At 45.1% G+C, this 25,462-nt stretch carries 23 protein-coding genes and 1 tRNA gene; all 24 read right to left on the reverse strand.

The features are described 5' to 3' along the window. Window positions 1-24: 24 nt before the first annotated feature. A complete protein-coding gene (locus K8S19_02890; protein MCD4812622.1) occupies window positions 25-1,014 on the reverse strand; it encodes a ketoacyl-ACP synthase III in 990 nt (329 codons plus the stop codon). After that, window positions 1,011-2,036, reverse strand: a complete 1,026-nt coding sequence (gene plsX, locus K8S19_02895) for a phosphate acyltransferase PlsX (GenBank protein MCD4812623.1) — start codon at window positions 2,034-2,036, stop codon at window positions 1,011-1,013. Before plsX ends, K8S19_02890 begins: the two co-directional genes overlap by 4 nt. Window positions 2,037-2,055: 19 nt before the next feature. After that, on the reverse strand, window positions 2,056-2,238 hold the full coding sequence (gene rpmF / locus K8S19_02900) for a 50S ribosomal protein L32 (protein ID MCD4812624.1): 183 nt from the start codon (window positions 2,236-2,238) through the stop codon (window positions 2,056-2,058). Window positions 2,239-2,270: 32 nt separating this feature from the next. After that, entirely contained in the window at window positions 2,271-2,804 is a 534-nt protein-coding gene (locus K8S19_02905; GenBank protein ID MCD4812625.1) for a YceD family protein, read from the reverse strand. Window positions 2,805-2,910: 106 nt separating this feature from the next. After that, window positions 2,911-3,279, reverse strand: coding sequence for a preprotein translocase subunit SecG (gene secG, locus K8S19_02910; GenBank protein MCD4812626.1), 369 nt, complete (start codon window positions 3,277-3,279; stop codon window positions 2,911-2,913). A gap of 180 nt (window positions 3,280-3,459) precedes the next feature. Further along, window positions 3,460-4,215 (reverse strand): triose-phosphate isomerase, encoded by a 756-nt coding sequence (tpiA, locus tag K8S19_02915; GenBank protein ID MCD4812627.1) that lies wholly within the window; start codon window positions 4,213-4,215, stop codon window positions 3,460-3,462. 143 nt (window positions 4,216-4,358) lie between these two features. After that, the gene (locus K8S19_02920) at window positions 4,359-5,552 is read right to left on the reverse strand and encodes a phosphoglycerate kinase (protein MCD4812628.1); all 1,194 of its coding nucleotides are present in this window, start codon (window positions 5,550-5,552) and stop codon (window positions 4,359-4,361) included. Between the two features lie 112 nt (window positions 5,553-5,664). After that, window positions 5,665-6,663, reverse strand: coding sequence for a type I glyceraldehyde-3-phosphate dehydrogenase (gene gap / locus K8S19_02925; protein ID MCD4812629.1), 999 nt, complete (start codon window positions 6,661-6,663; stop codon window positions 5,665-5,667). 348 nt (window positions 6,664-7,011) lie between these two features. After that, window positions 7,012-7,983: a magnesium/cobalt transporter CorA gene (gene corA, locus K8S19_02930; protein MCD4812630.1), complete on the reverse strand. Its 972-nt coding sequence runs from the start codon at window positions 7,981-7,983 to the stop codon at window positions 7,012-7,014. Window positions 7,984-8,031: 48 nt separating this feature from the next. Next, the gene (locus tag K8S19_02935) at window positions 8,032-8,379 is read right to left on the reverse strand and encodes a TraR/DksA family transcriptional regulator (protein MCD4812631.1); all 348 of its coding nucleotides are present in this window, start codon (window positions 8,377-8,379) and stop codon (window positions 8,032-8,034) included. Window positions 8,380-8,382: 3 nt separating this feature from the next. Then, the gene (locus K8S19_02940) at window positions 8,383-9,939 is read right to left on the reverse strand and encodes an aminotransferase class I/II-fold pyridoxal phosphate-dependent enzyme (GenBank protein ID MCD4812632.1); all 1,557 of its coding nucleotides are present in this window, start codon (window positions 9,937-9,939) and stop codon (window positions 8,383-8,385) included. 32 nt (window positions 9,940-9,971) lie between these two features. Further along, a complete protein-coding gene (gene speE, locus K8S19_02945) occupies window positions 9,972-10,889 on the reverse strand; it encodes a polyamine aminopropyltransferase (protein MCD4812633.1) in 918 nt (305 codons plus the stop codon). 89 nt (window positions 10,890-10,978) lie between these two features. Continuing rightward, on the reverse strand, window positions 10,979-11,365 hold the full coding sequence (gene speD / locus K8S19_02950; GenBank protein MCD4812634.1) for an adenosylmethionine decarboxylase: 387 nt from the start codon (window positions 11,363-11,365) through the stop codon (window positions 10,979-10,981). A 184-nt stretch (window positions 11,366-11,549) separates the two neighbouring features. Next, a complete protein-coding gene (locus K8S19_02955) occupies window positions 11,550-12,047 on the reverse strand; it encodes a hypothetical protein (GenBank protein ID MCD4812635.1) in 498 nt (165 codons plus the stop codon). Between the two features lie 53 nt (window positions 12,048-12,100). Then, window positions 12,101-12,175: transfer RNA gene (locus K8S19_02960), tRNA-Gly, on the reverse strand. Window positions 12,176-12,187: 12 nt separating this feature from the next. Further along, on the reverse strand, window positions 12,188-12,640 hold the full coding sequence (locus K8S19_02965; protein MCD4812636.1) for a hypothetical protein: 453 nt from the start codon (window positions 12,638-12,640) through the stop codon (window positions 12,188-12,190). Window positions 12,641-12,672: 32 nt separating this feature from the next. Next, the gene (locus K8S19_02970) at window positions 12,673-13,239 is read right to left on the reverse strand and encodes a GerMN domain-containing protein (protein ID MCD4812637.1); all 567 of its coding nucleotides are present in this window, start codon (window positions 13,237-13,239) and stop codon (window positions 12,673-12,675) included. Between the two features lie 5 nt (window positions 13,240-13,244). Then, window positions 13,245-14,039, reverse strand: a complete 795-nt coding sequence (locus K8S19_02975; GenBank protein ID MCD4812638.1) for an N-acetylmuramoyl-L-alanine amidase — start codon at window positions 14,037-14,039, stop codon at window positions 13,245-13,247. A 27-nt stretch (window positions 14,040-14,066) separates the two neighbouring features. Continuing rightward, complete coding sequence (locus K8S19_02980; protein ID MCD4812639.1) at window positions 14,067-15,128, reverse strand: acetyl-CoA carboxylase carboxyltransferase subunit alpha; 1,062 nt, start codon at window positions 15,126-15,128, stop codon at window positions 14,067-14,069. 107 nt (window positions 15,129-15,235) lie between these two features. Further along, window positions 15,236-17,473, reverse strand: coding sequence for a PorV/PorQ family protein (locus tag K8S19_02985; protein MCD4812640.1), 2,238 nt, complete (start codon window positions 17,471-17,473; stop codon window positions 15,236-15,238). Continuing rightward, window positions 17,470-19,683 (reverse strand): hypothetical protein, encoded by a 2,214-nt coding sequence (locus tag K8S19_02990; protein ID MCD4812641.1) that lies wholly within the window; start codon window positions 19,681-19,683, stop codon window positions 17,470-17,472. The genes K8S19_02985 and K8S19_02990 overlap by 4 nt, the downstream gene beginning before the upstream one ends. A gap of 188 nt (window positions 19,684-19,871) precedes the next feature. Then, window positions 19,872-20,831: a hypothetical protein gene (locus K8S19_02995; protein MCD4812642.1), complete on the reverse strand. Its 960-nt coding sequence runs from the start codon at window positions 20,829-20,831 to the stop codon at window positions 19,872-19,874. A gap of 893 nt (window positions 20,832-21,724) precedes the next feature. Then, window positions 21,725-22,633 (reverse strand): M23 family metallopeptidase, encoded by a 909-nt coding sequence (locus tag K8S19_03000; protein MCD4812643.1) that lies wholly within the window; start codon window positions 22,631-22,633, stop codon window positions 21,725-21,727. After that, window positions 22,623-25,208 carry an OmpA family protein gene (locus K8S19_03005; GenBank protein ID MCD4812644.1) on the reverse strand — a complete coding sequence of 862 codons (2,586 nt, stop codon included), beginning with the start codon at window positions 25,206-25,208 and terminating at the stop codon, window positions 22,623-22,625. Before K8S19_03005 ends, K8S19_03000 begins: the two co-directional genes overlap by 11 nt. Between the last annotated feature and the right edge of the window lie 254 nt (window positions 25,209-25,462).

The following is a 25,462-nucleotide window of genomic DNA, read 5'->3' on the forward strand; positions in this document are numbered from 1 at the left end:
AGCTCCTAAACCGAATTCACAAACTTACCACCGAATGATACTGGCCCCCCAAGAGAGGCCTGCCCCAAAAGCAACCAGCGCAATATTCATCCCTTTTTTCAACATCCCCTTCTGCTTGGCCTCGTACAATGCAATGGGCACAGACGCAGCAGATGTATTGCTATAGTTGGCAATGTTTATAAATATTTTTTCCATTGGAAGATTCAACCGTTTTGATGCAGATTGAATGATGCGGATATTGGCCTGATGGGGTATTAATAAATCGAGCGCATCTTCCTGCAACCCGGCTTTTTCCAATGCCTGGGATACACTTTCAACAATAATACGTACACCAAATTTATATATTTCCGGACCATTCATCTTCATATAATGTTGACGTTGCGCAACCGTCTCATGGGATGCAGGTAAAGCCGCCCCCCCGGCCGGGACGTAGAGATGCTCAATCCCACTGCTGTCAGCCCCCAAAATATTCGAAAGCACCTCTCCTGTGGTTGCGTCAGCGCTCAAAATCACCGCCCCGGCACCATCACCCATCAACACTGCAGTTGACCGGTCCTCCCAGTCAAGAAATGACGAAAATTTTTCGGTCGCAACAACCATAACCCGCTCGGCTGTTCCGGCGGTAATCATCTGGGCAGCCGTCACAAATGCATAAATAAATCCTGAACAAACAGCACTTAAGTCAAACGCACCGGCATTCACCGCACCAATCCGGTCCTGTATCAAACAAGCGGTTGCCGGAAAAACCATATCCGGCGAAGCGGTTGCCACAATAATGATATCAATCAAATCTGCACTGAGCTGAGCGTCCTCCAGTGCCTTTTCCGCAGCAATCACGCCCAAATCGGATGCAGCTTGGTCCGGACCGGCAATTCGGCGCTCCCGAATACCTGTCCGGGTCCTAATCCATTCATCAGAGGTCTCTATCTTTTTTTCAAGGTCACTATTGGTGACAATATTTTCCGGAAGATAATACCCCATCCCGGCAATGCCCACCCGTCGTGCCTGCGTCATAACTCTGCGACCCCGTTCTCGACCAACGAAGCCTCAATTTTATGATTAATATGTTCCTGAATATATTTGGCAGATTGCAAAATAGCGCTTTTAATCGCTTTGCTGGATGATTTGCCATGCCCAATTGTCGAAATTCCCTGGACCCCCAACAAAGGAGCACTCCCATATTCCTTATAATCCATCCGGCGGTATATCCGGCGAATGGTTGGTATCAACATGGCAATCGCCAATTTATTGAGCCAGCCGCCGGCCATAACTTCACGCTTCAAAATATCCCCAAACAGACGCATGGTGCCTTCTCCAAACTTCAAAACAACATTACCGACAAACCCGTCCGTCACCACAACATCCACTTTGCCATTAACGATGTCCTGCCCTTCAATATTCCCAATAAATTTAATACTTTTAAATTGTTTAAATAATTCCCGGCTGCCTTTGATTGTCCCGGTTCCTTTGGTTTCTTCTTCGCCCAAGGAAAGCAGTCCCACACGCGGCGAGGGAACATTCAGTAAATGCCTGCAGTAAAGATCACCCATGACGGCAAACTGGGCCAGCATTTTCGGTTTACATTCAACGTTGGCACCAACATCCAAAATCGAGGTCCACCCATGCCGGTTCAGTGACGGAAAGTTCACCATCAATGCCGGACGGATAATCCCGGGGATTCTTCCCAATGTCAGCAGTGAAACACCCATCGCAGCACCTGTATTCCCGGCAGTGAAAACCGCTTCCGCGTCCCCGCTTTTCACCAGGTGATTGGCGATATGCATCGAGGAATTTTTCTTCTGGCGAACAGCAATCCCCGGAGGGTCATCCATAAGAATTTTTTCCGGCGCATGGTGTATTTCAAGTCTTTTAGCATCATACTTCAGTTTACATTGAGACAAAACACCCTCAATGGTTTCACGATCCCCCACCAAAAGTACGGTTAATTCCTCATTGGTTTTAATCGCATCAATCGCACCCGCAATATTTGTTGCAGGCCCTTTATCTCCACCCATACAATCAAGTGCAACTCGCAATTTCGCAACCGCCTTTCTGTTATTCACCCGCCGGGGTGATAATTTCTTTACCGCGGTAATAGCCGCAATTCGGACAAAGTCTATGCGGCTGCTTAGGTTGCTGGCATTGCGGACAAACCGAAATACTTACCGAGGATAATTTCCAGGACGAACGCCGCTTGTGCGTTCGCGCCTTTGAAAATTTTCTTTTAGGATTCGCCATAACTCCTGCTCCTTTTTCTTACAAGTTTCTGATTATCGATTATCCGGTTTGAGTTCCTCTAAAACCGAAAACGAATTTCCATCTGCACGTTGCCGGCATGTACAGCCAACATCCTGCTTTTTTTTCCCACAGCGCGAACATATCCCCTGACAGTCCAGTGAACACAATGGTTTCATCGGTATGTTGAGGATTAAAAAATTACGTATTTCAGGCAACAAATCCAACTGATCCGCCTCATAAACGATGGTTGCCGGATCATCCTCAAGCAATTGCTCATTCTCGCTCTGTCGCCGTTGCTGTTTTAAAAAAAACGGAACTGCCATTAAAAAAAATTCATTTGTATCGACCGGCCGTTCAAACGCTTCCAGACATCGCGCACAGACCAACTGCAGCTGAGCATGAATCTCTCCGCGAATAAAAACCTTTTCCGATACTTTATGAATACTCAATATCACGGAGACGGCGCCTTGGACACGGGCCTCATCACCCAAATCCAGCTTGGCTTGCGCTATACTCAAAGGAAATACGACCGGATCTTCTTTTAATGACTGAATATTAATCTTCATATTATTTGTACCTAGGTAATGCAAATAAAGCGTGAATTATAGCCAGCACCCTACCACTTGTCAACCAAAAAGCTTCATACCACTATATTGTGTATCAAAATGCCGATTATTTCTGTGCCGGCACCTCTGCCGGCGCCGGTACGTCTGATGCCGGTGCCGCAGGTTCTGCCAAGGGGCGTACCGGTGCCGCCGCTTCGGTGGCACCGGGCAGCTGCTGCATCACGCCACGATAACTCCGGGCTGAGCGCGAAGAAATAATAGACAACAAAATCGAGGTTAACATAAAAAGAATCGCAAACCCAGTTGTCAAACGTGCAAAAAAATTCTTCCCGCCCGTGGAGCCAAAAACCGTCTGGGATGCACCGCCACCAAGACTCAACCCCATGGTCGATCCTTTTCCCGCCTGCAGTAGCACTGTGATAATAAGAACAATACAATTAATAATATGAATTCCCCAAAATAACTTAACCAGCATAGTCACCCTCCTTACCGGACCCGTTCCGGTATTTGCGTATTACGCGCTTAACCCGCTGCTGAAAAACCTAAACAAATGGTCCCTTAACAGCCGGTTACTCTAAAAAATATCTGCTTCTCAAGCTTATTCCGATACACGGCTGATGAAAAAGTCCGGGTTAAAAATTTAATTATCAGCCGGCTAATGATTAAATTTTACCAGTGCAATGAAAGAATCCGCCTTAAGGCTTGCACCACCCACCAACGCACCGTCAATATCCTCTTTTGCCATCAATTCTTTAACATTATCCGGTTTGACGCTCCCGCCGTATTGAATCCGTACGCTTTGTGCTACTGATTCACCAGCCAATTCCGTCAAGATATCCCGAATCAATTTATGCACTTCTTGTGCCTGTTCGGGGGATGCGGTTTTTCCGGTACCAATCGCCCAAACAGGTTCATACGCAATAACAATTTCCCCGATTTCTTCAGCCGAAAGACCTGCTAAACCATTCCGAACATGATCACCGACAACATCGGTCACTTTCCCGGCTTCCCGTTCCGGCAGGGTTTCACCTACGCAAACGATCGGGGTCAATCCGGCAGCCAATACAGCTTTTACTTTCTGATTGACTGTTTCATTGGTTTCACCAAAATACTGTCGTCTTTCCGAGTGTCCGACAACGACATAGATGCACCCGGCATCCTTGAGCATGCTTGAGGATACTTCTCCGGTAAAGGCACCGGATTCTTCCCAATAAACATTCTGCGCACCCAATTTCACAACCGAATCGGTAATAACCGACTGAACCGTCTCTAATGATGTATAGACAGGACAGACAACCATCTCAACATCCGTGACATCCTTTGTCCCGTTTACAATATCCTGAACCAATAATTTTGCCTCTGCACGCGTTTTGTTTAATTTCCAGTTTCCAGCAATAATGGGTTTCCGCATGGTCAATTTTTCCTTTCGATTCTTACTTGGCGTACGGGTTTAGAACCCGCCCTTATATTTTATTTGTTCCGCAGGGACCAGACATCCTGCATCCGACATTCACCGGACACGGTGCGCCGGACAAGCAGCCAGGTCCCTACAATCTATTTATCACTTAAAGCAACCACGCCGGGAAGCTGCTTTCCTTCCAAAAATTCCAGGGACGCACCCCCGCCGGTGGAAACATGGCTCATTTTATTTGCCAATCCCATTTGCGTTACGGCTGCGACTGAATCACCGCCACCGACAATCGTTGTACCCTCCGATTCCGCGAGTACTTGGGCGATTGCCAAAGTCCCGTTCGCAAACGGTGCCATTTCAAAAACACCCATCGGTCCATTCCAAATAATTGTCTTGGATTTTTTGATTGCAGCAGAAAATTTCATCACCGTATCCGGGCCGATATCCATGCCCTCCCAGCCTTCATCAATCGTCCCGCGGGGAATTTGTTTATGATTTGCATCCGGCCGGAAATCATCCGCCACAATGTGATCAATCGGCAGCAACAACTGCTTATCCAGATCCAGGGCTTGCTTTAAAATTTCTTTGGCCGTGGAAATCAAACTGTCTTCACAAAGTGATTTTCCAATACCAATACCCTTCGCTTTTAAAAACGTATATGCCATCCCACCGCCGATAATAAGTGCATCAACTTTCGGGAGCAAATTTTTAATAACTTCAAGTTTACCGGAAATTTTGGCACCACCCAAAATCGCCACATACGGGCGTTCCGGATCTGTAACCGCTTTCCCTAAATATTCCAGTTCCTTTTCCAGTAAAAACCCTGCCGCCGCTTGTTTAACCAAACGGGCAACGCCTTCGGTGGAACAATGGGCACGATGGGCGCTTCCAAAGGCATCATTCACATAAAGGTCCGCCAATGCGGCCAATTGTTTTGAAAATTCCGGATCATTTTTGGTTTCCCCTTTTACAAACCGGACATTTTCCAGCATAGCGATCTCACCATTTTCCAACCCGGAAACCAATGATTCAACCTCGGGCCCGACGACATCAGACGCCATTTTGATCTCGCAATTCATCAATTGACCCAACCGGCGCGCTACCGGTGCCAGAGAAAATTTATGCCGGTCATCCGCCTCACCTTTAGGACGTCCGAGATGCGAACATAAAATAATACGAGCACCCGCTTCTTTTAAAAACGCAATCGTCGGAACCGCTTTTAAAATGCGTGTATCATCGGTGATGTCCATTTCCTTGTCCATCGGCACATTAAAGTCCACCCGAACCAGAACCCGTTGGTCCTTCACCTGGAGATCCTTCACCGTTAACTTCTGCATTGTCATTCTCCCTTGCAGCTTAAAATAAGCACTGTAAGCTTTTTCATGAAATGCATCAGCGGGAACCGGACATCATCCGATTCCCGCCGACACTTTTTTTAATCTTTGTGATTTATTTTTTAGAAATATATTCCACCAAATCAACCACACGGTTTGAATAACCCCACTCATTGTCATACCAAGCCATAACTTTCACAAGATCACCACCGCTGACATAGGTCGCCAGGGAATCAACAATCGAAGATGCGGGATTTCCATTGAAATCTTTGGAAACCAACGGTTCGTCCGAATACTCAAAATAAGGATTGTTGTCCGTTGCTTCCTTCAAAATAGCATTGACTTCTTCTTTGGTCGTTGATTTTTCCACTTTAACAACCAAATCAACAACAGATACATTGGGTGTCGGCACACGCATGGCCAGTCCGTCTAATTTCCCCTTCAATTCCGGAATCACCAAGCCGATTGCTTTGGCTGCGCCGGTGGTGGTCGGAATCATGGAAACCGCTGCTGCACGGGCACGGCGCAAATCCTTGTGCGGAGCATCCAAAATCACCTGATCATTTGTGTATGAATGAATGGTGGTCATCAAGCCTGAGATAATTCCCAGTTTTTCTTTCAACGCCTTGGCAACCGGGCCCAAGCAGTTGGTGGTACAAGAAGCATTTGAGATAATATTATGCTTGGAAGCATCATATTTATCTTCATTCACACCTAAAACAATTGTCAGGTCTTCATTTTTAGCAGGAGCACTGATAATTACTTTCTTCGCACCGGCTTTAATATGCGCCGCCGCCTTTGTGGCATCTGTAAAAATACCTGTTGATTCAATGACATACTCCACACCCAATTCTTTCCAGGGCAAATTGGCCGGATCTCTTTCCGCCACAACCTTAAGCGGTTTGCCATTGACGACAATTTCACCTTCACCGGCTTTGACTTCTCCCGGGAATTTCCCGAAAACCGAGTCATATTTCAATAAATGAGCCAGTGTTTTGGCATCTGTAAGGTCATTGACTGCAACAACTTCGATGTCTGCATTTTTTTCAAGAACGGCGCGAAAAACACTACGGCCAATCCGGCCAAATCCATTAATACCAACTTTTATTCCCATAACAATCCTCCTTATAATACTTACGTTTTATTATACTTCCCGGCTTTGACACAGGGAAATTCAATCCAAACTGAAAAAAACTTCACTTTTGCTAAATCCTGAAAAAATCGTTTTAAAACCTCTGGAATTAACAAATTAATTAAACGGCGCATATTCTTACATAGGCGACGTCCTGCGTCAATCACTTTTTCAATTGTTTCCTGTAATTTTCATCCGAAAAATATGGAGTCCCACGGGCAAACCCGGTTTTATTCGCAAAGGTTCATCTTGACTATCATGTGGAACTTGTCATACGGGGTAACCGGTTCCTTACAAAACATGGTAAACCAAAAATAGCAATATCGACCATCAAATCCATTTTTTCCGTTTAAGAAAAATAAGCATTCCTGCCAAGGCTAACACCATGAGACCAATCGCAAAAAAATAGCCGTTGATTCCCCAATTAAATTCAGGCATTTTTACATTCATGCCATAGAAACTCGTAATAACCGTCAAAGGCATCATGATGGTTGTGATGATCGTAAGCGTTTTCATAATTTCATTCATCCGGTTGGACACCACCGAAAGATAGGCATCCATGGTTGAATTCAAAACATCCCGATAGGTATCCACCATTTCACTGATTCTGACAACATGATCGTAAACATCACGAAAATATGCAGACGTGGACCGTTTGATATTGGGAATATTAGAACGACACAACACCCCTAAAATTTTTCTTTGCGGCACAATAAAATTTCTTAAAGTCATTACATTTTTCTTTAAATCAACAATTTTTTCCAAAACCGTTTGATCCGCACCTGCCAAGACCTGATCCTCTAAATCCTCAATCTTGGTCTCAATATGATCCACGACCGGAAAATAATTATCAACCACATGATCAATAATATTATGTAATAAAAAACCCGACCCCTGCTGCATGCTGATCGGTTTGGAAATACATTTTTGAAACAGCTTAGCGATGGATGGCAAGGCTTCGTTATGAATGGTTAAAACAAAATTTTTACCAAAGAATATATTCAATTCCTGCGTCTTGATTTCATGCGTAATATGATCAGGAAAATGTAATTCATGCAGTACAATATACAAATAATCGTCATAATCATCAATTTTCGGAAGATTCTGGGGAAAAATCGCATCCTCGATTGCCAACTGGTGAAACTTGAAGGTCTCTACCATAAGATCAATATCATCCTCCGAAGGATTGGTAATATCCAACCAAAGCAAATCGCCCTGCCTTTTTGTTGCCTTGGAAACACCGGCATGATCATCAATTTTTTGTAATCCCTTGGCTTTGCCATAACAGAGTCCGTGTAACATGTAAACACTCCCGTCAGCGATCTCCACTGCCGAAAAAAAAACGGCAATTTATTTTTTTTCCGACTGCGCTTTACATTCAATACAAAGCTTCGCGAACGGAAGCGCTTCCAGACGCTGGGGTGTTATCACGCTTCCGCAATCTTCACACTTACCATATTTTCCAGCCTCGAGACGTTCCAGGGCTTCTTCCACTTCCTGTAAACGTTGACGTTCCGTCTCCGAAAGACCCATGGCCAATTCCCTCTCATAATACTCAGATGCAAAATCCGCAGTATCACGCACTTCATCGGACGAATCCTTGCGGTTCGTATCGACGCTGCTTTTCACTTTCTCCAAAAGGGTTGATTTTTGATTCAGCAACATTTTCCTGAAGCTCTCCAACTGTGTTTTTCTCATATTTCACACCAACTTCCTTTCCTCAAATGAATTCATTATTTTGTCTTTCTCAATAGTGCTTGATACTTTTTCGTCTGTCTTTTCCTGTCCCGGTTTTTCCGCCGTCACAATTTTAATCGTACGCAATTCAGGATCAGCTTGCCCTTGCACCCGGCCACCCCGGCGATGAAGTTCTTGCATATACTCAATAATTTCAGCAGAAATCCGTTCCCCGGGATTTAACAATGGGATTCCGGGCGGATAGGGCGAAAACACTTCCGCGCTGATTTCCCCGGCTGCTTCTTTGAATGGAATTTTTTTTGTCGGCGCAAAAACCGCTTCACGAGGCGTCATGACAACCTCCGGAAATTTGTCCGGAAAACGCAATTGCTGTGTGCTCACAACTGTTATTTTATCACATCCGCGCGCAATTGCTTCCAATGCAGTTGTCAGCCGGCTGATATCCTTGGTGGTATTGCCAATTGAAACGATTAACAATATCTTATCCAGGTCGGCATATTCAACTTGTATTTTAAATTTTTGATTGAGCATCTGCGACATTTGGTGACCGGTCATTCCCAATTGACCAACCAAGATACATAATTTGGTTACATCCATCTCATGAATACCCGGTTTACCCACCTGTTCATTTCCCAGACATATCAATCCAGGTATTGTATTGATTTTACGTCTGGCATCCTCCGCCAAGGTCATGGCAACCGAAAGCAGTTCTTTCCCTCGGGTTGCCATCTGCATTCTCGCCAAATCCAACGAAGCCATCAGTATATAAGAAGGACTCGTTGTGGTCAGTAAATTCAAAACCCGCTTCAATTTCAAAACATCCACCGTATTGCGTACCAGCATCAATGATGTCTGCGTCATACTGCTGATGATCTTGTGCGTACTTTGAATACAAACGTCGGCGCCGGCTTCCATCGCAGTTATGGGAAGATCAGTATGAAATTTCAAATGAGGACCATGCGCTTCGTCGACCAAAAAAACCATCCCTGCAGTATGCACTAACTCTGAGATGGATTTCAAATCAGCACCAATACCTTCGTAGGTCGGGTGGGTTATCAAAACCGCCTTGGCCTCCGGATGTTCCTGAACAGCTTTAGCAATTGTATCCGGTGTGACATTGAGAAGCATATTGATTTCGTCATCCCGCTCAGGCAAAACATAAACCGGTTCAATACCTGCAAGAACAATTCCCGCCAAAACCGAACGATGCACATTGCGCGGAACAATAATTTTATCGCCTGGGTCGCATACGGATAAAATCATTGCATGATTCCCGCCGGAAGTTCCATTCACCAGAAAAAAAGCATAATCCGCACCATAGGCGGCTGCCGCCAGTATCTGAGCTTCTTTAATAACGCCCCGGGGATCGTGTAAGGAATCCACTTCTTCCAGGAGGGTTAAATCACAGTCAAAAATCCGTTCACCAACAAAATTCCGAAACTCTTGGGGAACAGAGACACCATGTTTATGTCCCGGTGTATGAAACGTTACTTTACGGCCTTTGGCATAATTAATCACTGCTTCAAAAAGCGGTGTCTTGTGCTGATCCCAGGAATGCATCCACGTCCCCCCTTTTTTTTTAAGGTCACGGTCTACAATGGCGTATAGATGGGTTTTTGATCTTCTATCAATCGTCCTTTTTCACACAGTAAATTGCGCAATGCCTTGGTGGTCTTAAACAAACCGGCATGTGTTTCGCCGTCATAAGCGCGCAGGTCCTTCACAAAACGTCCCAGCAGGCGCCTATCAATTTCATCCTGCGAAATATCGCCCGGAACCACTTCATTACCCGCTATGCAAAAACCCCATGGCAAATCAAATGACGGCACACTCGCTTCAAACGCCGCAACATAGCCGAATACTTTTTGCAATGTCAGGTAAACCGAAGCCATAATTTCCCCATAGATCACACTGCTGGTTCCCGCCTGAAGCGCAAGCATACCACTGGTTTTCAATCGTCTCTTCACCAACTCATAAAACTGTACTGTATAAAGCAAATACGCCGGACCTGCATCACCCGGATCAGAAATATCAATGATAATCAAATCATAACTTTTCGAGGTTTCCTCTATGTACTTTCGGCCGTCACCAATAATGATATTGCTGCGAACATCTTCAAAAGATCCCTGATGCCATTCCCGAAGATGTTCTTTAGCAAACGATACCACCTGCCCGTCAATTTCAACCATATCGACCTGCTCAACACACTGATGACGCAAGACTTCCCGCAGCGTCGCACCTTCTCCACCGCCGACAATCAAAACATTTTTAGGATCGGGATGTGCCGTCAGCGCCGGATGCACAAGAAATTCATGATAGATAAATTCATCCGCCTGACTGGATTGCATTTTCCCATCCAAAAGCAGACAGCGGCCATATTCGTATGTGTCTACAATTTGCATAAGTTGGAATTCAGTTTTTCCCTCAAACAACACTTTTTTGAAACCATGCAAATGTCCCTCGGTTTCCGTGTACATTTCAACAAACAAATTATCTTTATAAATTTCCATAATACAGTCCTCAGAAAAAAAGGGAATGCAGAACCCCGGCGTTGTCCCCCGAATTCTGCATTCCCGTATTAGTGCTGTTTTTAAAAAAATTAATCTACAATTTTATGTTTCAACTCGGAAACATCAAACACGCCGCGTTTCAGCTCAATTGAGCTCTTGTTTTTTGCTTTGAGCTTTTCCGCAACATAATGATGTGCAATCCAGGGATCCACATCATCTCCGCAGGTAAAAAAATCCAATGCAGCATATCCGTATTCAGGCCACGTATGTATTGTAAGATGAGACTCCGCAATGACAACCGCACCACTTACACCGTATGGATTAAAATGGTGAAATACCGCTTTGACAATGGTCGCCTTGGAGGCAAGCGCAGCACCCCGCATGATTTTTTCTATCTGATCATGATCCCGCAAAATTTCGCTGTCGCATTCGTGAAGCTCCAGCAATATGTGACGACCCAGAGCTTTCAACTGGATATCACCTCCTAAGCGTCAATAGTATCATCCCCTAACAAGGATTTAATAAAATAAAAAAAAAAGATATTAAAGTCAAGTCATTTCTGAAATTTTATACAAGGCGCAAGTCCATCGTGTTCACGCCGGAACGATTAATTTAATCTTATGAGCTCCGCGAGTGAAAATCAACCTTTTTTAATTAAAATCATATATAAAGCCTGGCACCTATGGAAAATGAAAATCCAAAATCAACTTCCGGTATAATGGCAATCTGAGGTGACAACTCCATGAAAACATCAAACGGCTGATCAAAAAGATAGGTCCAGCCGACAACACCTCTGCCGCCGGTGGTAAAATAGTCCCCCGATCCACCTAAAAACATTCCCCCGCCGATATAAAGCGGAGCCTCGGGCATTTCTTCAAAGAGATAAAGGTGATACAAATAATCCGCATGTATTCCCACGCCGGGAGCATTCCACTGCGAGCCCAAAGCGAAATCCATCGCAACATTTTTATCCCGCCAATATTTCGCAGTAATCCCGGTCGGATTAACCAAAATAACCCCGAAACCCCATTTTTTTTCTTTAGCAATTTCCACCTGAGTAATTACCTGCTTCGTTTTCTTGGCATAGGCAGCCACCGGCTGAAGCAAACACAGCCCCATTCCAATTGCAATACCCGTTGTAACCCAGCGCTTATTCATTCAACACCCTTCCCTTATACAGTTTCAAACACTGTTACGATTCCAAGATTGTTTGGAGCGGGAGACGGGGTTCGAACCCGCGACGTCCAGCTTGGGAAGCTGACATTCTACCACTGAATTACCCCCGCTCAATGCATGTTTTATTTTGATGTTTCCGAAGAATCCCCCGATTGTTTTTTTTCAGGAACATCCAAAGGAATATTGGATCGCCACATCACTGCCCGAATTTCAGCCAGTTCATCACGATTAATTCTACCATCTTGCAATACCACTTTAAAAACCTCATTAATGGGTCCCACCCTGCCAATAATTTCTTTATCCAGTTCATTTTCAGAAATATATTTTTTTACCGATCTCAAATAAACCTTCAGTTCCTTATATTGTTCGTCCGGCAAAGTTCGCTCCAATCCGACTTTTTCCTCCAATTCAGTAATAGAGGTTATCAATCCATATCTCAGCATATTTTGCGGACGCAAATAAACCACCAAAGCAAGGATCCCGACCAGAACCAACACAATAATTGTAAAAATGATGATCCCGCGGAGACACCCTTCATTGTTAAATATTTTTTCATCCTGGGAAGAATCTGTCATTTCATCTCGCCTCCAAATTTTTGTCTCACCGGCTACTTATCTTCGAATGTCTTTTCATCAAATGTTCTTGAGATATCCATATGTCCGGCCAAAGTATCCGCCTCTTGGCCGCCTACCAAAAACTTCACTTTTTTCACATCCTCAAAGGCGCCTACCAGCGTCACAATAATCGAACGCAAGGCATCACGTTCTTCCAGAACACCAACAAGCTGATTATACTGAACCCGTTTTTCAAAGTCAAGAATGAGCAATCCATTTTTTCGTAAATAAATACTGCGTAAATTCATCTGTAACGGCCAAAGTGTCCCGTCTTCATTTTGGGCGGGCTGCAGCAACATGCGTTCCACAACATGCTTGACCTGATCATAAACCGGCGTGGTTTTATCAACTCTCACTTCCCCCCGGTGCGGTTTTTTTTTCTCTCCCGTTCGGTAAAAAACCAGTTTAATCTCCCTGGCTTTCCCCGGAGCAATCTCAAGCGTATCCCCTTTTGACCAGATAGGACGCAACAACATCACCGCAGCGATCAACACAAGCACACCTACACCAAGCAGCGCCCCTAGCACAGGCAAATTATCCTTTTGATGTTTAATCTTCATCACGGTCACCTATTTGCCAAAAAACGCATAATCCCGGTCGTAATTCTCTTGGCAATTTCTTTTTGAACAATCCGGTCCGTTTGATCATCATTCCGGTCAGCCTGTTCTGCCTGCATAAAAGGCACTTCAACCATAATTGCCGGCGCATGAATACCGCGTAAAACCGCGAGCGAAACACTCATGGGATAATCTGATTGTGCATCCTCAATTGCTGCCGGGTAGTGTTCTTCCCAGGCTTTCCGAACAGAAATACCCAGCCGTCTGCTTTGCACTCTTTGGCTGTTCTGGCCCAGATCCCAAGGCAACACTCTTGTTCCGGCATGGATATTTTTTTTACGAACACGACCCAGTTCCGGATCCGCAACCGTCTGATTAAAATAAATCCTTAGGCTTTTGCCCGCACCTGGGGAATCCGTAAAAATTTGATGCAGGCTGATAAACACATCCGCTTCTTTCTTATTCGCAAACGCAACCCGCTCTAAAATCGCCATGGTCATGTCCCTGTCCCGTGTTAAAAAAACCTTAATCCCGGAATAATGACGCAGCTTTTTTCTTACTTCCAGAGCAATCTGAAGAACATAATCCTTCTCCTTTAAAAAACCCTCTTGCGCAATACCGGCATCTCGCCCTCCATGACCCGGATCAATCACAACCACCTGTAAAGGTATCAATTCAGTTGCAGTCGCTGATGCTGTTGGACCGTCACTATCAACCTGTGCATACAAATTTCCAGTGAAAATCAATAATAATAAAACAAATAGAGGTATCCGCACGAACAGCAAGGTATGGGTGTCAGACATATTCGAATTCCCGGACCAAAATCATAGTCAATCAGTCCCACCTGTCTTTTTTTCATCCGACTTGCCCACAGTCGAATTCCTACCATCTCCTGATCCGGATACGGTTGCCGGTTGAATATCTTCCTGAACAATTTTATCAAAATACCCGATTTTCATATATTTTTTGTAACGTTTCTCGAGTAATTCATCTGTCGGTATTTTTTTTAAGGCTTTCAGCTGTCCGGCAATACCCTGTCGTACGCGCTGGATCATCAATTCAGGATCATGATGTGCACCGCCCAGTGGTTCTTCAATGATTTCATCAATCACACCCAGTTGTTTTAAATCCGGAGCGGTAATTTTAAGAATCTCTGCTGCACGCGCTGCCTCCGCTCGATCTTTCCACAAAATCGCCGCACACCCTTCGGGGGTAATCACTGAATAGTAGGCATAGCTAAGCATCAAAATTTTATCGCCCACACCAATACCAAGTGCCCCGCCACTGCCGCCTTCTCCGATAACAACCACAACAATAGGAACCTTAAGAACTGACATGTCCCTCAAATTTGTGGCAATCGCTTCAGCCACCCCGCGCTCCTCGCCCTCCAGGCCGGGGAAAGCCCCTTGGGTATCCACAAATGAAACTATCGGGAGATTAAATTTTTCTGCAAATTTCATCAATCTTCCGGCTTTCCGATATCCTTCCGGGATCGGCAGTCCAAAGTTACATTCAATATTTTCCTTTGTATCCTTGCCTTTTTTAATCCCGATCACAACCATGGGTTCACCATCCATCCAGGCAACGCCACCTGCCATGGCACGATCATCAATAAATGCCCGATCACCATGCATTTCCCTAAATTCATCAAAAACACCCCGGATATATTCCTGAGTATGCGGCCTTTGCATATGTCGACTGATCTGAACAATTTGCCAGGGCGTCAGATTACTGTATATTTCTTCGCGCAGTTTTTGGGCACGCGCTTCCATCTGTGCAATTTCATCCTTGAGATTTATCCGCTGGTCATCAGTAAAACTCTTCAATTCCTCAATTTTTTTCTCGAGTTCAACCAAAGATTTCTCAAATCCCAGACTTCCATCCTTCGACATTATCTTATCCTTTCCTAATCTATCTTGTAGCGGAATTCAATCGGTATCAAAAACAGGATTTTGATTATACCTTCCGGCAGGATAAACCTGCAAGAAAAAAAATCCAATCATTTTTCTTGTATCACCAATGTAATTTCCACACGCCGATTTTGCGCCTGCCGCCCCGACACAGCTCCCTGTGCATACGGTTTGGTTTTTCCATACCCCTTCATTTCCATAATGGAAGACGGCAGTTTTTCATCTTCCACAAGATACCGCATGACCATATTGGCACGCTTTATCGATAACTCCATATTGTAAGCTTCTGTTCCGACTTCATCGGTATGACCTTCGATATAAATTCTCATGTCGGCTTCAGGATTTCCATTTACAAAATCAGAAATTTTTCGCAATTTCATAAACATGCTCGGTTTTAATTCCGCTTGGTTAAAATCAAAAAGAATTTGTTCAACTTTTAAACGAATACCCGCCGAATCTTTCTCAAGGATGATTACATCGGTTCTTTTTATGTCAGCCGCCTGCTGCCAAACATTACCAATCTGATCCTGCATACGCAACACATAGCTGTACGTACAGTCCGACCGTACCCGTCTTCCTTTTTCATCCTTGGCATCCCAAATCAAATCATCCGGCAAAGGCGACGTACCCTCGTAAGATCGGATGACTTTTTTTGTTTTCCGATCAACGATATCAAACACCCAGCGTTTCACCTTGAGGTCAGTAGGCTCAAAATGAAAAGGAATCTCCTCCGGGAGCGGCTCACCGGATTGCACATAGGCTTTCGTCCCTGCATCAATCACCACAAGAGACGCTTTACTGAGCATCTCATTATTTTGTTTGTCCCGAATCTTCAGAATGAAGTGGTACCCGGTTTTGACGGCAACTTGATGATTATTCTCATCTGTTCCGTCCCAGGAAAAATCTTTGGGAATGGCCCCCTTGCCTCCATATTTTTTCAGAATGCGCCCGTCTGCGCCAACGATATTCACAGACCATTCCTGCATGTTTTTAACATTTTTAGGATTAAACGAGACCTGACCTGCAAAAATATCCCGCGGCATTGCTTTTAACTTGGGTAGTTTTGTAATGGAAATCGGCAGAATTTCCCCTGTGACATCCGCCCGATACCCCTGCCGATCCAGTATGCTCATCTGATAATAAAATGTCGTTTCCGCATCCGTCCGCTTACCCAACGCATCCAGACCATCCCAGACAATTTCCAGTGCCATCATTTTTGTTCCGGAAAATTCCTTAATCATCCGTCCTGACTTATTTCTAATGATTAATTCCCATCTTGTAATCCCGGCAGCCACATGCGCCGCAGGAATAAAATGCACCGAATATCCCGCTTCACCGTCCGGATAAATAAATTGTTTGGTGACAATGGCAACAGAAAGCCGGGGTCTGGCGAGACGGCGTTGACTTCCAAAATCATAAACAAGCGAAACCCGGTGGGTTGTTCCCAAAACGCCTAAAGGTGTTAAAGCATAATCCACATGTATATTTCGCCACTTCATTCCAGCACCCACCGTCAACCAATCACCGGCATCCCGATTGGTTTTCAATCCGGCACGCAGTGCAATCAAATTTTCCAACCAAGCTTCCGCCCCCGCCGCAAAGGTTGGACTGCTTTGAAAAGGCATTTTTACATCCGTGGTCACTAATAAACGATAAGGATCATCCGGCCAGAATTGATATGCCGCGCTCGCAATAAAATTCACCGGCAGGTCATCGCTACTCTCCAAAAAAGCGGATTGAAATCCAATATTTTGTATCGATGCAGCCATAATAAGCTGGTCATTGAGCCATGCATGTTGTACGCCTGCATCCAGCGCAAGACTCCAGGAAGAAACATCTGAGAGTTGTGTCTGCGAAACCTTTATTTGCCCTCCCAGCGCCAAAGAACGATCCACTGGATAGGCATAACCGACTGTTGCTAAAAAACTTCTGGCCTGTTCTGTCCCCTGGGAGCCGTCTTCTGTGCTGTCAAACGGCAATACGTTAAACAATGCAAGTGCCAACCCGAAAGAACCGGCTTTCCCCAATGGCTGAACACCCCAAAGTGCATCGTAAATAATACCTTCCCACCAAGCCATATGACTGGCACCGATTTGCGGGTTGATTAATCCCAGTATGCCTGCCGGATTAGCAAACAAGGACTCCGCATCGTCTCCCGCAGCATGAAAACAATCAGCCATTCCTGCCGAACGGGCACCTGGAACCAGATTGAGGAATTCCGATCCTGCGGTTCCTTCTCCGGCCATCCCATTAACCGCCGTCATCAAAAATAAAAAGCAGCCCACCCATACTCCGCGCCGCAATGATAACCACCATTTCTCAATCATCGGATCACCAGCACTTTTCGAATAGTCCGTTTTCCATCATTTTCATGAACAATAAAATAGACGCCCGCCGCCACATTTTCTCCCTGCCGGTTGCGGCCGTCCCATTGCACATAGTGATACCCGCCCCGGGTCATTGCGACATCTTGATACCATACTCGTTTCCCATTCAACGTATAAATACTTATCGCCTGGGTACCCGCTCCCAGCGTCCCCACCTTGATCGTCAATACTTCGCGGGCGGGAATAAATTTATTTTTATCCAAATAAAAGACTGCTGCCGGTGTAGGCGTATGGGTCGGCGGTAGTGTCTGTGTAATTGAGGGCGTCGCTGTAATCGTCGGACTGTGTGTGTTCGTAAGCGTTATCGTCAGGGTTGCGGTGAGTGTCGCACTGGGTGTTGCACTGACAACCGGCGTATGCGTCTCTGTGGGCGTCTCTGTCACTGTTATCGTTATGGTCGAGGTCTGTGTCCCGCTTGGTGTTATGGTCGCTGTCCCGGTGGGCGTATCTGTCAAAGATACTGTGGGGGTCGGGGTTCTGGTTGCGTCAGGTGTGTCAGAAGGGGTGGGTGAAACCGTCGATGTCGCTGTCTCAGTATGCGTCGGTGTCTCTGTCTCTGTGGCTGTCCCGGTTGGCGTCAGTGTCGGACTCATCGTTATCGTGGGTGTTCTGCTCAGCGTAGGCGTATGTGAAGGAGTTACGCTGGGTGTGTGACTCAGGGTTGCAGTATAAGTCGGTGTTTGGGTCGGCGTAAACGTCGATGAAGGTGAAATCGTAGGTGTAAACGTCGCTGTGCCGCCACTGCTTAAGGTGATGACCCTTTCTTCAAAGTGACTGACGCTACAACCATTGGAAGCTCCTGCGTCCTCTGCGAACCAAATCCGCACCGTCTTCGCGCCATCACCGGCTGTCAAAACTGCGTTCACTGTAAGTGTGTTGGCGCGGTTGCTGCCGTCATTACTCCAACGCTCGCTCCCGGTAGAATACCATTGATCAAAATTCATATTGGGAGTTGCCAAGTCCGGGAAATTGTAACTCACTAAATCAGAGGATGATTCTACGCGAATATAGTGCGCATTCGGAAGACTCCAATGCAGCTCCACGTTGACCGAACCGGTCGTGGTTACGCCATGGTCAATCAAAAACGCGGGCATCGAAGGGTCGGTAAGTTGGTAATACAGACTATTAAAAGATGTGATACTGTACAGCCTCTGACGTTCGGCATCAAGGACAATGGCTTCAAGATTGGACCCGGAAAATGTTGAAACACTCCCTGTCGGAATCGCACTGCCGTCCAGATCAACCCATCTTAAATCAGCAGACCCGCTATGGGTGCCCATATATAACCGTCCACGCGTGGCATCCAATGTCAGACAATATGTGGTCGTCCCGACAAAAAAAGTATTTGGAGAAGCGAGCAATTCTCCCGGATCACCCGCTCCGTTGTCCTCAAGTGAAAATGTATAAAGATTGTTGTCCGGCGATTCAACAACATGGAGTGTATTGTCAAACGTATTTAATGCCATGGAAGTAACATTATTGCTGCCGATGGTTCTGGGTGTGTTGATGACACTTATATCACCATTGACATCAAGATCACAGGTCCCGACATCCCCGGATGTATACCCGCAATAGAGTTTGTTACGTGCTGCATCAATTGCCAGTGCATGCACCGCCCGGTTGGTGGTTACCAATGCAGAACTGGAAAAATTCCCGCTAGGGTCCAACGTCACGACGACCAAACCGTTGGTCGTATCTGCCAACCCGACATACAAACGATTGCGTTGCGCATCCAGCGCCAGACATAAAGCAGGTGAATTGGATGTGTTGTAACCTACCCCCGAGGAAATGGTCCCATCCGTATTATTGAGGGTTATGATATTTATTTCATTAGATGCACCGATGATATTATTCGCTGAATAAAGCCGGTTCCGCTGTGCATCCAATCCGAGTACCACCGTATTCGATCCGATACTTGATGCCGCCCAGGTTGTTGTTGTGTCCCCTTGCGCATCCAATTGCAATGTCCTGAGGTTGTTGGCACCCGTGTTGATCCCAACATATAAAAGGCTGCGATGGGTATCCAAAGCCAAAGCTTTCCCGCTAAGTGTAGAAAGAAAATTTTTATCACTGGCAGGATCCGCCAATACCCATTCCGGCAAAAAAACAACCAACACCAATAATATCAGCGTGACAAGGTGCTTATGCATGAAAGACCTCGATAATTGTTGGCAATTCATATCCATCTGCCTATCTCGTATTTACTCCGCTACAGTAGTATGATTATTCAAGCCATACAATTTTATCAAATGATTGGCTTTATTTACAGTGAATAAAAAACACGGCCCGGAATTAAAATAATTCCGGGCCGTGCAATCTTGCGGATGCAAACTTAAAATCAAAAACGCCGTCTGCGTCCACCATTTTTCGTATAATAACCGTGGCCATTGCTGTACACAACAAACACATAATGATTAATACGGCCACGCCAATTTTTGACATCCACTGTCCCGCCGCCGGCGCCCGTCGCATCAAAGGAAAGATCCATATCCAGTAAATCCAGACCCTCCGAAATCACTTTACAAACAGCACTTTTATCCAGTGTTGAAAACCACACATCATCAACTTTGATTCTTTCATTATTGATTTCAATATAGGAATTATCATGAATCCGGAACTTATGATTCCAATGTTCATTCATCATCCGTACCCGAATCTGTTTTGGAACATTTGTCCCTGTGGGTACTTGGGGATAATAAAAATAATGCCATGTGAAGTCAATAATGGGTGCTTCATTCATGAAAAGGTTTTGGCCCCCTTCACCAACACCCGATGTCTGCAAAATAACGTTGTCTAAATCCTCTGTCAGGGATTCAATATGATAACCATTACCATTACCCCAGCCAAGTTGGCGATCACCATAAAATCCCCGCCATAAATTCCATTGATATGGCATCAAAGTGATTTCAGGATTACAGTTTTTAGGATTTGTTCCCACCCCCGGATACCAGGTTTCCGCCACAATTTTCAAACTTTCAAGAAAAAGCATCGGTCCTACACCACACCGGAAAGTGACAATATAAAAAAGACGCGTCCTGGTCATTTTTTTATATGCCCGGGTTAAATTAGGATCCGCAAACCAGTTTTTTACAATCTTGACACTCATCCACCTGACAAATCCATAATGAAATTTACGAAGATAGTGACGGTATTTATATTTGGACCATTTCTTCCCACGACACTGGTCCTCAGAAACATCCTCACCTAATTCGGGAACAACTTCAACCGCATCAGTTTCTGTGAGCGCTTGATTTTGTAGGGTTTGTTGGGTAAGGGCTTCCGGGGCCGATGGGCCCACAACGTTTTTCCCGCAACTAGAAAGCACAAGAGAGGCTAAAACTATTATCACTGCACCTACAGAAAAATTAAACCGCCATAGTTTCATACTCAAGCAACTCCCTTCTTTCTTTTAATTGTTTTTAATTTAGTCTATTTTCTCTCACCTGTATAATTATAGCACATATTAACAAAATTGCAAATCAAAGCATCAAATATTATTGTAATTATATTATAATTTATTAGATACTTATATATCGCTTTTGATTAAATTTTATCTCCACATCACTATATATAAGTATGAAGAGTAATAAAACCAATAACCACGCTGTCTATTCTACAATTAGACCAAACAGAGAGGCACCCGGTTCCCTTTATTCTAAAAAACAGTGTTGGATTATTAAGTGATTACTATGCACACAATAGGATTTTTCTTAAACGGTTTAATAGTCGATCCTGAAAAACATAAAAAACACTGCGACTATTGAAGAAACAGCAAGAAGGGAATGTTATAATTTGCAAACAAATAAGTAAAAAAGCAAAAATTTCCTGTAAAGCAAACCTGTGTGTATTGTTGAACGAATATGCTGCAGGGGTATTGGCCTGATAGACTTATTTAACTCCTAGCAGGTCACTGTAGGCTGTTATTTCCATGTCCCCGTAAATTATCAGAAGTCCCCTACAATGCGCACAGGCCGCAACCGTATGAAAACGCCATCGTCTGGTCAAACGATTGATCGCGTGAACTGCCAAAGGACAAAATACGGAATGGGGATGAGGATAGATACTAAAAAGGTGGTCAACGAGGGCGAGGTATCATCGTATCATCCGAATCCCGGCAGCGTACTTGCTCAATCGTTTGACCAAACTTCATCAGGAAATGAGTTCTATTTTGACTTTTTCAGGATCGACTAATTATTTCCCAGGAAGAAAATCAAACGGATCTGCTTTCACATGATGTATATTAATTTGAAAGTGAAGATGATTCCCGGTCGAAGAGCCGGTTGTCCCGACTTTCCCTATTTTTTCCCCTTGTATCACGGTCTGTCCCTCATGGACCAATATTTCTTTTTGATGCAAATAAGTTGTCACGAGGCCAAAACCATGATAAATAAGGGTTGTATTACCATGCGCTTCAAACTGCCGGGTCAATAAAACAATGCCGTCAGCAGGTGCAACAATAACTGTCCCGCCGGGTGCCGCAATATCGATGCCCCCATGGTACCAAGTATTTTTTCCGCCATTGTAAATTCGTTTTACGCCAAAAACTTCAGATATTCTCCCGCGTACGGGCCATAAAAACCCAGACACCGTCCCAAACCTCTTCTCCAGCGGAATCGCTTCCCTGGCATGCCGCATGATTGCCGATTCTGAAGAAAAATTATACTTTCCAAAATTTTTTATCCATAATCTTGAAACCTTAAAAGGTGACCGCGCAACCACACGATATGAATAATACTTCTTAAAAACAATCCCCCTTTGATCAATCGCGGTCAGTGTCACTGAATAAGCATCCGGAATGGTATCGAGTGGCATACTGATAAAAGTCTCCTGGATCAACCCATCACCTCCGAGAAGAGGTTCCATCCTTATTGTCTGTCCCTGTGTTTGCAGTTCCGCTTGGACAATTTGATCTGATTTTATAATCACCTTCATCGCGTGCCCCGGTTCAATGGTTGACTTGGTGAATGTCAGTTGAAGTAAAGGCGGAAGACTCTTTTTAGAAATTTGCGCACAACCCACACAAACAACCATTGCCACAGCAAGGGTTAACCACTTCTCTCTCATCATCCGGCGACTGCCTTCCAAAAAATTATTTCGCATATAAAACAACTTCAACCCGCTGATTTTTCCTGGCATCTGCAGCTGTGTTACCTTTCGCAATCGGATCCACGCTCCCCCGGCCAATAACCTGAATTTTCCCGGCAGGTATCGCCGCCAACTGCGCAAGAAACGCAGCGACCGTCTCTGCCCGGTTACGTGACAGAACCATTTCACTGCCGGCCGCCTCTTTACGACTACAATAACCATGCACACGTAATAAGTAATCAGTTGGATACTTATTCAAAGTACTCGCAGCATTTGCCAAAACACTTTTGGCTTTCTCATCCAAAACCGCATCACCTTTTTTAAAACGCACACGCACCAAATTAATCGAAAGTGCTTTCTGTCCGGAATAGGCGCCAACATCGCACTGCAATTCCGAACTTTCTGAAACCGTCCGCGTTCCCAAAGCAGACACAACAGTCACGCGACCAAAATAAACACCACCGCCTTGAACCGATTTGCCATCCGCCTGCAATCCATCCCATAGAATTTCCGCCGGCGGTATCCCCTTGCCTTGAAATTCCTTTATTTTTCCATTTTCGGATTTTTCAAAAACCGCCAACCGCCAACTCCGAATTTTCATTTTCCCATTCACGGCGATTGCAAATCGAACGCCTTCACCCTGTTTTGCTTGTGGTTTAAATAATTTCGGTTCAGCCGACAGCGATACCCCGAATTTAGCATAGCGAATCTGAAAAGTAGTACTCGCCTTGGATCGCATGCCCACATCATCGCTAAACACTATTTTGCCGGTGTATGTCCCGGCTGCAGCCACGCTTTTTCGAGTGGGAACCCATTTCACCGACTCGGGAAGCGCACCGTTTCCGCTTTTTCGGAATACGCGTTTTCCTGACGGATTGAGAATGCTGAATTTCCAATCACTACTCCCCGGAATTTTAGGAAACCTAAAAACCAGGGGCTTTTCATTTTTCTTACCGGCCAACATCCGATCACCAGGGCTTTCAAGCGAAAAAGATTTTGCTTTCGTGCGAATTTCAACGTCTTGCGATGCTGCCGCCAATTCCATATTATGTTGGTCCATCACGCGCAAAACAGCTCTATATTTTCCATCAGACAAACGTTTACCGTTTCTATCCCTACCATCCCATTCTAAATTTCTTGGCAGCCGCGTTCCCCCTTTAAAATAGCGAACAACCTCACCCGAACGACTAAGCGTCAAAATCCATCGCGCGACGCGCAGCTGATCGGTCACCAAGCGTCCAACAAAAATCGTCCTGTCCTGCCGCCCATCGTTGTTCGGAGAAAACGGGTTCACCACCACATGCAAACGTAAATCTTGCTGCTGGATATTAAACCCGCCCGCACTCCGCCGACCGGAAAACCGCCCGGAAAAAGAGGCCGGCATTTCAGGCGCAACACCAAGGGAAGCATTCATCTGCCCTGCCGGGCCCACCGGCACAGGAAGCTGATAGGTATAATCATCCTCTTCGTCATCTTCTTCCACCACAGTCGCCGCGTAGACCAATTCCGTTTTTTTTGTTGCTACCGGTTTTTCCTCTTTGGCCACCGCAAATGCGTCTTCCAGTTCGGCCGCACTTTCCAAAGCACTAAACAAGTCATCTTTTTTTTTCTCCGGTTTCCCTTTTTCATCCGCTAAAAATTTCGTCCGCTTTTTCGTCCGCATTGATTTTTTCTGTTCTTTATCAAAACCCCAGGATAAACTAATTACATGATAGGCATCGTGCAGCACCACCGGGAGCTGAAAAGCGTAGTCAATTCGCCAATCAAAAAAATCCGTGCCCACGCCCGCTGTTATCAAACCTTTTTCATCAAATCGTTGTATATAACCCAATCGTCCGGTAAGACCTACACCGCCGACAAGGGAAAAACGATTTTCTATGCCAACGCGCAACACCTGAAATGACTCAAAATAACGATTGGAACTGTTCTGGTTTTCAAAGGTAAGTGTAAAGGCAAGTTCTGAAGATGGAGCGTAATACCCCCCCGCGCGAAACAAACTGGGAAGCATAATGTCTTCCTGGTCGAATTTAAGCGTGGTTTGCGCATCGAGAAGTGCCAGACCGATTTGTAGTGATTTTCCATCAGGATCATCGAAAACATTATAGAGCAGTCCTAAATCCAAGCCGCCGCCCTCAGCCGGCATACCAAACGCGAAAATCGTGTGACGTAAATATTTCCCGGTCACACCCAGCAGTAACTGTCCGTTCCGCGACAATGGAAAAGCAAGCGAAACCAGTAACGAACGGTCATCAACAACTGAACGTAATGGGAAATGAATGGCAGTAAAACCAATCCCGGTTACCAAACCGGTAATAACCGGGATTGATCCGCTAAGATAATATTGGCGTTGATCACCCAAATCTTGGTTGCCAAATCCGATTGCCAATTCAGGCCACCCAACCTGAACAAGTGCTGCCGGATTTGAAAATACCGACTCACTTGTACCGGGAATAGCAACACTGGAACCGGCAATTCCTGTCGAACGCGCACTCAACCGTCCCGAAATAGTATTCGGATCGCGCGTCGCTGCAACTGGCATCGCCATGATTAATAAAATTAAAGTAATCATTAACGCCTTTAACAGGCGCACAAAATCCCTCCAGGCTTGTGTTTTGTAATGAAAATGCCGGCCACATAGAACAATTCGGCCATGAGCCTTTGGAGTTATCCAAAAAACGCATTTCATCGCTGATTATTTCTTTTTCAAATGACGGTATTTCCGACGATGTTTTTTACGTTTATGTGTTTTAATTTTCTTCAAATGACGTTTTTTGCCACAACCCACTAGACTCCCTCCTCTCCGACTATTCTAAATAGTAAAAACGTATGCAAATTATAAAAAAT

The sequence above is a fragment of the bacterium genome, from assembly GCA_021108215.1.
Classification (GTDB): domain Bacteria; phylum Oederibacteriota; class JAAXVQ01; order JAAXVQ01; family JAUVAV01; genus JAIORK01.

What these genes read in the sequence shown, in the direction of transcription:
- tpiA (MCD4812627.1), bottom strand. Translation starts at nt 4,215, where the DNA reads ATGCGGAAACCCATTATTGCTGGAAACTGGAAATTAAACAAAACGCGT.
- K8S19_02940 (MCD4812632.1), bottom strand. Translation starts at nt 9,939, where the DNA reads ATGCATTCCTGGGATCAGCACAAGACACCGCTTTTTGAAGCAGTGATT.
- K8S19_02980 (MCD4812639.1), bottom strand. Translation starts at nt 15,128, where the DNA reads ATGTCGAAGGATGGAAGTCTGGGATTTGAGAAATCTTTGGTTGAACTC.
- K8S19_02965 (MCD4812636.1), bottom strand. Translation starts at nt 12,640, where the DNA reads ATGACAGATTCTTCCCAGGATGAAAAAATATTTAACAATGAAGGGTGT.
- rpmF (MCD4812624.1), bottom strand. Translation starts at nt 2,238, where the DNA reads ATGGCGAATCCTAAAAGAAAATTTTCAAAGGCGCGAACGCACAAGCGG.
- K8S19_02985 (MCD4812640.1), bottom strand. Translation starts at nt 17,473, where the DNA reads ATGATTGAGAAATGGTGGTTATCATTGCGGCGCGGAGTATGGGTGGGC.
- K8S19_02935 (MCD4812631.1), bottom strand. Translation starts at nt 8,379, where the DNA reads ATGAGAAAAACACAGTTGGAGAGCTTCAGGAAAATGTTGCTGAATCAA.
- speE (MCD4812633.1), bottom strand. Translation starts at nt 10,889, where the DNA reads ATGGAAATTTATAAAGATAATTTGTTTGTTGAAATGTACACGGAAACC.
- K8S19_02905 (MCD4812625.1), bottom strand. Translation starts at nt 2,804, where the DNA reads ATGAAGATTAATATTCAGTCATTAAAAGAAGATCCGGTCGTATTTCCT.
- corA (MCD4812630.1), bottom strand. Translation starts at nt 7,983, where the DNA reads ATGTTACACGGACTCTGTTATGGCAAAGCCAAGGGATTACAAAAAATT.
- K8S19_02990 (MCD4812641.1), bottom strand. Translation starts at nt 19,683, where the DNA reads ATGCATAAGCACCTTGTCACGCTGATATTATTGGTGTTGGTTGTTTTT.
- gap (MCD4812629.1), bottom strand. Translation starts at nt 6,663, where the DNA reads ATGGGAATAAAAGTTGGTATTAATGGATTTGGCCGGATTGGCCGTAGT.
- K8S19_02955 (MCD4812635.1), bottom strand. Translation starts at nt 12,047, where the DNA reads ATGAATAAGCGCTGGGTTACAACGGGTATTGCAATTGGAATGGGGCTG.
- K8S19_03000 (MCD4812643.1), bottom strand. Translation starts at nt 22,633, where the DNA reads ATGCGAAATAATTTTTTGGAAGGCAGTCGCCGGATGATGAGAGAGAAG.
- K8S19_02920 (MCD4812628.1), bottom strand. Translation starts at nt 5,552, where the DNA reads ATGCAGAAGTTAACGGTGAAGGATCTCCAGGTGAAGGACCAACGGGTT.
- K8S19_02890 (MCD4812622.1), bottom strand. Translation starts at nt 1,014, where the DNA reads ATGACGCAGGCACGACGGGTGGGCATTGCCGGGATGGGGTATTATCTT.
- secG (MCD4812626.1), bottom strand. Translation starts at nt 3,279, where the DNA reads ATGCTGGTTAAGTTATTTTGGGGAATTCATATTATTAATTGTATTGTT.
- K8S19_02975 (MCD4812638.1), bottom strand. Translation starts at nt 14,039, where the DNA reads ATGTCTGACACCCATACCTTGCTGTTCGTGCGGATACCTCTATTTGTT.
- K8S19_02970 (MCD4812637.1), bottom strand. Translation starts at nt 13,239, where the DNA reads ATGAAGATTAAACATCAAAAGGATAATTTGCCTGTGCTAGGGGCGCTG.